Source organism: Streptomyces sp. ATLC9 (genome assembly GCF_057196705.1).
In genome coordinates, this window is sequence record NZ_JBXUOY010000249.1 from 1 (window position 1) to 7537 (window position 7537).

Consider the following 7537-nt stretch of genomic DNA (forward strand, 5'->3'; position numbering starts at 1 on the left):
GTGCCGCTCCGCCGCCCGCCGCTTCGTCGGCTGAGGCCGGCGGTGGGACGCGCCGTCCGCGGGGGGGCCGTGGGCCCGGCCCCCCCGCGGCACCGGTACGGCGTCAGCGTGCCCGGCGGGTCTCGGAGCGGTTGGCCTTGCGGATGGCCCGCAGCAGCTCGTCCTTGGTCATCCGGGAGCGTCCGCCTATGTCCAGTCGCCGCGCGATGGAGTACAGGTGCTCCTTGCCGGCGTTCTCGTCCACACCCTCGCCGCTGCGTCCGCCCCTGCCGCGCGGGCGGGCGGCACGCTGGTCGGAGGGCCCCTTGCGGCCGCCCTCCTTGCGCTCCCAGTGGTCGCCCACCTTCTCGAACTTGTGCTTCAGGGCGCTGTAGGCGGTCTGGTGTGCGCGCCGGCCCTCTCCGTACTCCTCCACAGCGGAGTCGTGGGCCTTGATCCAGGTGCGCTGCGCCTCCCGGGGGGAGCGCTCCAGGGTCGACGGAAGTTCCTTCCGTGCGGGCACGTTCCTCACCTCCGATCGGTCGGGTCCGTTACGGGTTCCCGGCCACCGGTCACGGAAACGGCAGGTGTCGATGCGCACCGGCAGGGTCACCCGCTTCCAGGGGACCGCGGCGGGTTCCCGGCCGGATCCCGACGCGACGACGAGACGCCGAGAGGAGTGCCGACCATGCGGTACGAGGAGCTCACCGGCCAGGTGCAGGCGCACGCGGACCTTCCGGACCGGCAGACGGCCGAGCGGGCCCTGCGGGCCACGCTGGAGACGCTGGCGGAGCGGATACCGGACGGGGTGGCCGACCATCTGGCCGCCCAGCTGCCCGGGGAGGCGGCGGAGTCACTGCGCCGGGTGGTGGCCGGGCACGAGGCCTCGCCGCGGCGGCGGGCCGGCGCCCGCACCCACGGCGAGCCGTTCGACCTGACCACCTTCGCCGGGCGGGTGGCCTGGCGGTCCCGCGCCACGGAGGACACCGCGGTGCGGGAGGCCACGGCGGTGCTGGAGGTGCTGGACGCGGCGGTCTCGCCCGAGCTGATGACCAAGGTGGGCCACGTCCTGCCGCCGGACATCCGCGAGCTGCTGCCGTCCACCCGCGCCGAGGAGTACTGAAGGCCCCGGCCGGTCCGGCCGGCGCGGCCGGAGCCCCCCGGGGGCGGGGACAGGCTCCCGGGGGCCTCGCCCGCGGGGGCGGCCTCTACCGGAAGCGGTTGCCCACCGGCTTGGCCCGCTGGTCGGGGGTGCCGTGCGGGGGCGGGTTGTACGGCTCGGGCGAGGTCGCCGGGCTGACGGGGGATCCGCCGCGCTCGCCCCGCGGCCCCGAGGGCGGCTCGACGCCGCCCGGGGAGCGCGGGCTGCCCTCCTCCAGCTGGTGCGTACGGGCCGTCAGCAACGCGATCACGTGGGCACGGCCGGCGTGTTCGCGCTCGTAGTGGAGCAGCCGCTCCAGGTCGTCGTGCGACAGGGCACGGATCCGGTGCTCCAGCTCGCCTGCGGAGAGGTGATCGTAGTCGGGGAACGGGAGTTCGTCGTGATCGGTGGTGCTCATCCGTTCCGGGTGTCCGGATCGGGGAGTGGGAAAACCCGGCGGCCGCCACGATTATCCCGATGGAGGAACCGGGGCAAGCTATACGTAGCGGTCCGGGACCGGAACGCCGGGGTTCCGGTTCCGTGTACCTGCCGACCTGGGATCAGTAGCCTCAGGAGTCCCTGTCATATTCACCGACCGGTTGGAGACTTTGATGGAGCGTCCCGCCTGGGCTCCGCAGGACATAGACCTGTCCGTGCCGAGCGTTTCCCGTATCTACGACTACTACCTGGGCGGGTCGCACAACTTCGAGGCCGACCGGGAGGCCGCCAGGCGGGCCATCGAGGTCTTCCCGGGACTCCCGAAGATCATGCAGGCCAACCGTGCGTTCATGCGCCGGGCCGTCCGCTTCGCCGCGCAGCAGGGCATCACCCAGTTCCTCGACGTCGGCTCGGGCATCCCGACCTTCGGCAACGTCCACGAGGTCGCCCAGGCCGCCGCGCCGGGGGCGAAGGTGGTCTACGTGGACAACGACCCCGTCGCCGTCGCCCACAGCCGGGCCGTGCTGGAGGGCCGGGAGGAGCGCACCGGCGTCGTCGCCGCCGACTTCCGCAAGCCCGAGGACATCCTCGGCAGCCCCGAGGTGGGCCGGCTGCTCGACCTGGAACGCCCGGTGGCGCTGCTGCTGGTGGCGCTGCTGCACTTCATGGAGGACGGCGACGACCCGTGGGCGAAGGTGGCCGGACTGCGTGACGCGCTCGCCCCCGGCAGTCTGCTCGTCCTCACCCACGCCTCGGTCGAGGGCGGCCCGCGCAGGCCGGAGCAGGGGGACGACGTGGAGGACGTCTACCGCAACATCGGCTCGCCGCTTATCCTGCGTTCGCGCTCCGAGGTGGAACGCTTCTTCGACGGCTTCGAGATGGTCGAGCCCGGTCTGGTCTCCATGCCGAACTGGCGCCCGGACGGACCGGTGGACCAGGAGGACCCCGTGGTTTTCACCGGCTTCGGTGGAGTGGGACGCAAGGCGTGAGCCCCACTCCGCAGGGGCCCGCCGCCTCCGGGCGCCCCCTGGCGCCGGAGGCCCCGGGCGACCCGCACGACGGATACCGCCGCTTCGCCCGGATCTGGAGCCGCGCGGTCTACCCCGCCACGGCCACCTCCATGACCCGCACCGAGTTCGAGGAGTACCTCGTCCCCCTGGCGCGGACCCTCGGCGAGGCTCTGCACGCCCGCCCCTTCGACCCCTCCCCGGGGCGCGAGGTGGGGGCGGCGCTCGTCGAGGCGCACTGCACCGCGCCGGAGGCGCTGCCGCAGGTGCTCGGCGTGGTGGACGCCTATCTGCTGCTGTACTGCAGCGACCCGGCGGTACTGCCGACCGAGGACGGGCGGGCCCGCTGCGCCCGCCTCCAGCACGCCGTCTCCACCGGGTTCGCCCGCGCGCTGCAGGAGCGCACCCGTTTCGAGCAGGAGGCGCTGGCCCGGTCCGCGCTCGCGGCGCGGGAGAGCGCCGAGAAGGCCCTCCACGAGAGCGAGACCCGCTTCCGGGCGGTCTTCGAGGGCGCCACGGTCGGCATCGGGATCGCCGACATGGACGGGACGATCCTCGACATCAACAGCGCGCTGGCGAAGATGTTCGGCGGCTCGGAGCAGCACGTGCGCAGCCGCCGCGTCTCCGACTGGGTCCACCCCGACGACGCCCCGGGCGTCTGGCGGGTCCACGAGGAGCTGGTGCGCGGCGAGCGCGACCACTACCGCGTGGAGAAGCCGTACACGCGCAGCGACGGCACCGTGCTGTGGACCAATCTGACCGTCTCGCTGCTGCGCGGCCCCGGCGGCGAGCCGCGCTACATGCTGGCGCTGATGGAGGACATCACCGAACGGCGCCTGCTGAACCTGCGGCTGCGCTACGAGGCCACCCACGACGCGCTGACCGACCTGCCCAACCGCACCCTGTTCTTCGAGCGGCTGGAGCACCTCCTCTCCCCCGGCTCCGGCGTCGCCCGGATCGGCCTGTGCTACCTGGACCTGGACGGCTTCAAGACGGTCAACGACAGCCTGGGCCACTCGGTCGGCGACCAGCTGCTGGTGAACGTGGCCGAGCGGCTGCAGGGCTGTGTGGCCTCGCCGCGCCACATGGTCGCGCGGATCGGCGGTGACGAGTTCGTGGCCCTGGTCAGCGACCCCGCCTCGCGCTCGGAGGTGACCGACCTGGCCCGGCGGGCGCTGGACGCGCTGTCCTGCCCGATCGCGCTGGCCGGACGGGAGCTGCCGGTGCGCGCCAGCATCGGTGTGGTGGAGGGCCCGGTCGGGGAGCTGACGCCCGCGGAGGTGCTGCGCAGCGCCGACATCACCATGTACCGGGCCAAGGCCGGGGGCGGCAACCGCTACGAACTGGCCGACCCCGACTGCGACGCCCGCACCATCAGCCGCCACATGCTGACCACCCATCTGCCCGCCGCGCTGGAGGGCGGGGAGTTCTTCATCGAGTACCAGCCGCTGGTGCGGATGGAGGACGGCAGCGTGGAGGGCGCCGAGGCCCTGGTGCGCTGGGCGCATCCGCTCCACGGGGTGCTGGGCCCGGACCGCTTCATCCCGCTGGCCGAGCACACCGGGCTGATCGTGCCGCTGGGCCGCTGGGTGCTGGAGCAGGCGGTGCGGCAGGCGTGCGAGTGGCAGGTGCGCGGCATCGGGGGCTCCCGGCCGCTGCGGGTGAACGTCAACCTCTCGCCGCGGCAGCTGCACCATCCTGAGCTGGTCTCCGAGACCGTGGCGGTGCTGGAGGAGGCGGGGCTGGATCCGGCCTCGCTCTGTCTGGAGGTCACCGAGAGCGCCCTGATCCGCGCCGACGACGCGGAGCTGAAGCCTTTACGCCGGCTCGCCGACCTGGGGGTGCGGATCGCCCTGGACGACTTCGGCACCGGCTACTCGAACCTGGCCAGTCTGCGCAGGCTGCCGGCGTCCACCCTGAAGCTGGACCGCTCCTTCACCCGGGGCCTCCAGCAGGACCCGGCCGACCCGGTCGACCTCAGGGTCGTCGAGGGCATCGTCTCGCTGGCGCACGCCCTGGAGCTGGCCGTGACCGTCGAGGGCGTGGAGACGGCGGCCCAGGCCGACCAGCTGCGGAAACTGGGCTGCGACTCGGCCCAGGGCTGGTACTACGCCCGGCCCGGCCCGCCCGAGCGCCTGTCGTCGCGGGCGCTGCCGCTGGCCGCCGGGCAGTGACCGGCGGGGCGAGCGGGCCCGGCGCACGGGGGAGCGGGCGCGCCCCGAGCCGTCAGGACGCCCTGACGGGATCGTGCCCCAGCGACATCATCCGGTGCCGCCAGTCCGAGTCCCGCACGGCCTCGGCGACACGTACACGCTCGCGTTCGGCACCGACGGTGTCGACGACCTCGCGCATCACCGCGATGTCGTCGCCGGTGAGGTCCGTGCGGCGCTTGCGCAGGATCGCCAGCACCCGCCGTCCCCGCTCCGGCCCGGCCTGCTCGGGCAGTTCCTCGGTCCGCTCGCCGGCGACGCTCGTCCTGAGCCATGCCTCCAGTTCGTTCGACGTCATGTTCACCACGGCGTGGAACTCGTCCCACAGAGCGTCCCGCTCCAGCTCGGAGATGTCGGCCATCGTCAACCTCCCGTAGACCTCCCGGATCCCTCGCGCCGCGCGAGTGCCCCGCTCCGGCCCGGGAAAACCCGTGTTCCGCCGGGCCGCGCGCCGGAGCGGCGCCCGCGCACCGGCCGTGTCTCAGGTCTGCGGCGTGGGATCCCCCTCCAGGTAGCGGGCACCCGGGCCCCGCGAGCCCGCGATGTCGTCCGGGTTGTACAGGCCGCACTTGCGCAGGCTGAGGCAGCCGCAGCCGATACACCCGGTCAGCCGCTCCTTCAGCCGTTCCAGCTCGCCGATCCGCGCGTCGATCCGCCGCTGCCAGGTACGGGCCACGGCGTTCCACTCGGTGGCGCTGGGCGCCCGGTCCACGGGCAGCCGGTCCAGCGCGGCGCGGGCCTCCTCCAGCGACAGGCCGACGCGCTGGGCGGCCCGCACGAAGGCGACCCGGCGCAGGGCGGTGCGCGGGTAGCGCCGCTGGTTGCCCGTGGTCCGCTCGGAGTGGATCAGACCCATCTCCTCGTAGTAGCGCAGGGCGGAGGGCGCGAGCCCGGAGCGGGCGGCCAGTTCCCCGATGGCGAGGCGTTCGTCTCGGTCGGTCATGACGGCGAGCATAGCGCTTGACCTCAAGTCGCCTTGAGATCGGAGCCTCTTGGCATGACGACCGCGACACCACCGCACACACCCGCCCCCGCGTCCGATGCCGCACCGCGGCAGGGGACCGGATTCGACGCCCTTCCGGCGCTGATGTCCCTGATGACCGGCGACGAGAAGCACGACGCCGCCGCCACCTCCACCCTGGACGCCCTGTGGGTCCTCTACGACCGGGTGCTGCGCCTCTCCCCCGACCGCCCCGGTGATCCCGGCCGGGACCGCTTCCTGCTGTCCAAGGGGCACGGCCCGATGGCGTACTACGCCGTGCTCGCCGCCCGGGGCTTCTTCCCCGCCGACTGGCTGCCGGGGTTCGGCTCCCACCACTCGCCACTGGGGCACCACCCGGACCGCACACTCGTCCCCGGCGTGGAGATCGGCAGCGGCTCGCTCGGCCACGGTCTGCCGCTGGCCGTGGGGACCGCCCTGGGGCTGCGCGCCCGGAGCGCGGCCGGGCCGCGGGTGTGGGTGCTGGTCGGGGACGCCGAGCTGGACGAGGGCAGCAACCACGAGGCCATCGACTTCGCGGGCGCCGCCGGACTCGACCGCCTGCACACCCTGGTGATCGACAACTCCTCGGCCTCCCACCCCCTGCCCGGCGGCATCGCCTCCCGCTTCACGGCCGCGGGCTGGTCGGCGCTGACCGTCGACGGCCGCGATCACGAGGCGCTGTACGCGGCGTACACCCGGCCGCACCCCGGACGCCCGCACGCCGTGGTCGCCCGCGTCGAACCCAAGCACGCCTGACCGGCGCGGAAGCACAAGCGGAAAACCCAAGCCGAAAACCAAGGAGGAACCGGTACATGGACACCATGCGCGAACGCTTCGCCTCCGTCGTCTCCCGCCTGCTGGACGAGGACCCGCGCCTGGCGGTCGTCCTCGCCGAGATCGGCGCGGACGGCTTCCGCCGGGCCGCCGAACGCCACCCGGACCGGGTGGTCAACGTCGGCATCCGCGAGCAGCTGCTGGTCGGGGTCGGCGGCGGACTGGCCCTCACCGGGATGCGCCCGGTGCTGCACACCTTCGCCTCCTTCCTGGTGGAGCGGCCCTTCGAGCAGCTGAAACTGGACTTCGGGCACCAGGGAACGGGCGGGGTGCTGGTGAGCGCCGGAGGCTCCTACGACTGGCCCGCCGGCGGGTTCACCCACATGGCACCCGGCGACGTGGCGCTGCTGGACACTCTGGACGGCTGGACCGTCCACGTGCCCGGTCACCCGGACGAGGCCGAGGCCCTGCTGCGCCGCGCCTGCGCGGGAGGCCCGGGCGGCGCGGACGGGAACGGGGAGGGGGACGGCCGGGTGTACGTCCGGCTGTCGGCGCAGACCAACGCCCGCCCCCGGCCGGTCACCGGCGAGGGCTTCCTCACCGTACGGCGCGGCGGCCCCGGGGCGCCGGTGGTCGTCGCGGTCGGCCCGCTGCTCGACGCAGTCCTCGCCGCCGTACGGGATCTGGACGCGACGGTGCTGTACGCCGCCACCGTCCGCCCCTTCGACGCGGCCGCGCTGCGGGCGGCCACCGCCGGCCCGGGAGCCCCCGAGGTCGTCCTGGTCGAGCCGTACCTCGCCGGCACCTCCACGGCCGCCGCCGCCGAGGCCCTGACCGGCGTCCCGCACCGGGTCCTCGGTCTGGGTACGGCGCGGGCCGAGCTGCGCCGCTACGGCACGGCCGCCGAGCACCTGGCGGCCCACGGCCTGGACCCGCGCTCGCTGCGGGAGCGGATCACCGGCTTCACCGCCCGCGCCGCGGCCTGATCGCGCGGCGGGGGCCGGGG

Annotated in this window: 9 protein-coding genes; 5 read left to right on the forward strand and 4 right to left on the reverse strand. The window is 74.1% G+C overall.

What is annotated here, in order from left to right; translation table 11 throughout:
* Window positions 1–103: 103 nt before the first annotated feature.
* Window positions 104–502: a ChaB family protein gene (locus AC2CJA_RS21380; protein ID WP_484604296.1), complete on the reverse strand. Its 399-nt coding sequence runs from the start codon at window positions 500–502 to the stop codon at window positions 104–106.
* A gap of 165 nt (window positions 503–667) precedes the next feature.
* Here AC2CJA_RS21380 and AC2CJA_RS21385 point away from each other — a divergent pair, with 165 nt between their 5' ends.
* Complete coding sequence (locus AC2CJA_RS21385) at window positions 668–1102, forward strand: DUF2267 domain-containing protein (RefSeq protein ID WP_484604297.1); 435 nt, start codon at window positions 668–670, stop codon at window positions 1100–1102.
* 85 nt (window positions 1103–1187) lie between these two features.
* On the opposite strand, the gene AC2CJA_RS21390 is transcribed toward AC2CJA_RS21385, so the two are convergent.
* The gene (locus AC2CJA_RS21390; RefSeq protein ID WP_484604298.1) at window positions 1188–1538 is read right to left on the reverse strand and encodes a DUF8129 domain-containing protein; all 351 of its coding nucleotides are present in this window, start codon (window positions 1536–1538) and stop codon (window positions 1188–1190) included.
* A 193-nt stretch (window positions 1539–1731) separates the two neighbouring features.
* On the opposite strand from AC2CJA_RS21390, the gene AC2CJA_RS21395 reads away from it, so the two are divergent.
* A complete protein-coding gene (locus AC2CJA_RS21395) occupies window positions 1732–2547 on the forward strand; it encodes an SAM-dependent methyltransferase (RefSeq protein ID WP_484604299.1) in 816 nt (271 codons plus the stop codon).
* Window positions 2544–4739: a putative bifunctional diguanylate cyclase/phosphodiesterase gene (locus AC2CJA_RS21400; RefSeq protein ID WP_484604300.1), complete on the forward strand. Its 2196-nt coding sequence runs from the start codon at window positions 2544–2546 to the stop codon at window positions 4737–4739. The genes AC2CJA_RS21395 and AC2CJA_RS21400 overlap by 4 nt, the downstream gene beginning before the upstream one ends.
* 52 nt (window positions 4740–4791) lie before the next feature.
* On the opposite strand, the gene AC2CJA_RS21405 is transcribed toward AC2CJA_RS21400, so the two are convergent.
* Window positions 4792–5136, reverse strand: coding sequence for a DUF3140 domain-containing protein (locus AC2CJA_RS21405; RefSeq protein WP_484604301.1), 345 nt, complete (start codon window positions 5134–5136; stop codon window positions 4792–4794).
* A gap of 120 nt (window positions 5137–5256) precedes the next feature.
* On the reverse strand, window positions 5257–5718 hold the full coding sequence (gene soxR / locus AC2CJA_RS21410) for a redox-sensitive transcriptional activator SoxR (protein WP_484604302.1): 462 nt from the start codon (window positions 5716–5718) through the stop codon (window positions 5257–5259).
* Between the two features lie 54 nt (window positions 5719–5772).
* On the opposite strand from soxR, the gene AC2CJA_RS21415 reads away from it, so the two are divergent.
* Both AC2CJA_RS21415 and AC2CJA_RS21420 read left to right on the forward strand, forming a co-directional pair.
* Entirely contained in the window at window positions 5773–6513 is a 741-nt protein-coding gene (locus tag AC2CJA_RS21415) for a transketolase (protein WP_484604303.1), read from the forward strand.
* 56 nt (window positions 6514–6569) lie between these two features.
* Complete coding sequence (locus tag AC2CJA_RS21420; protein ID WP_484604304.1) at window positions 6570–7517, forward strand: transketolase family protein; 948 nt, start codon at window positions 6570–6572, stop codon at window positions 7515–7517.
* The last annotated feature ends 20 nt before the right edge of the window (window positions 7518–7537 follow it).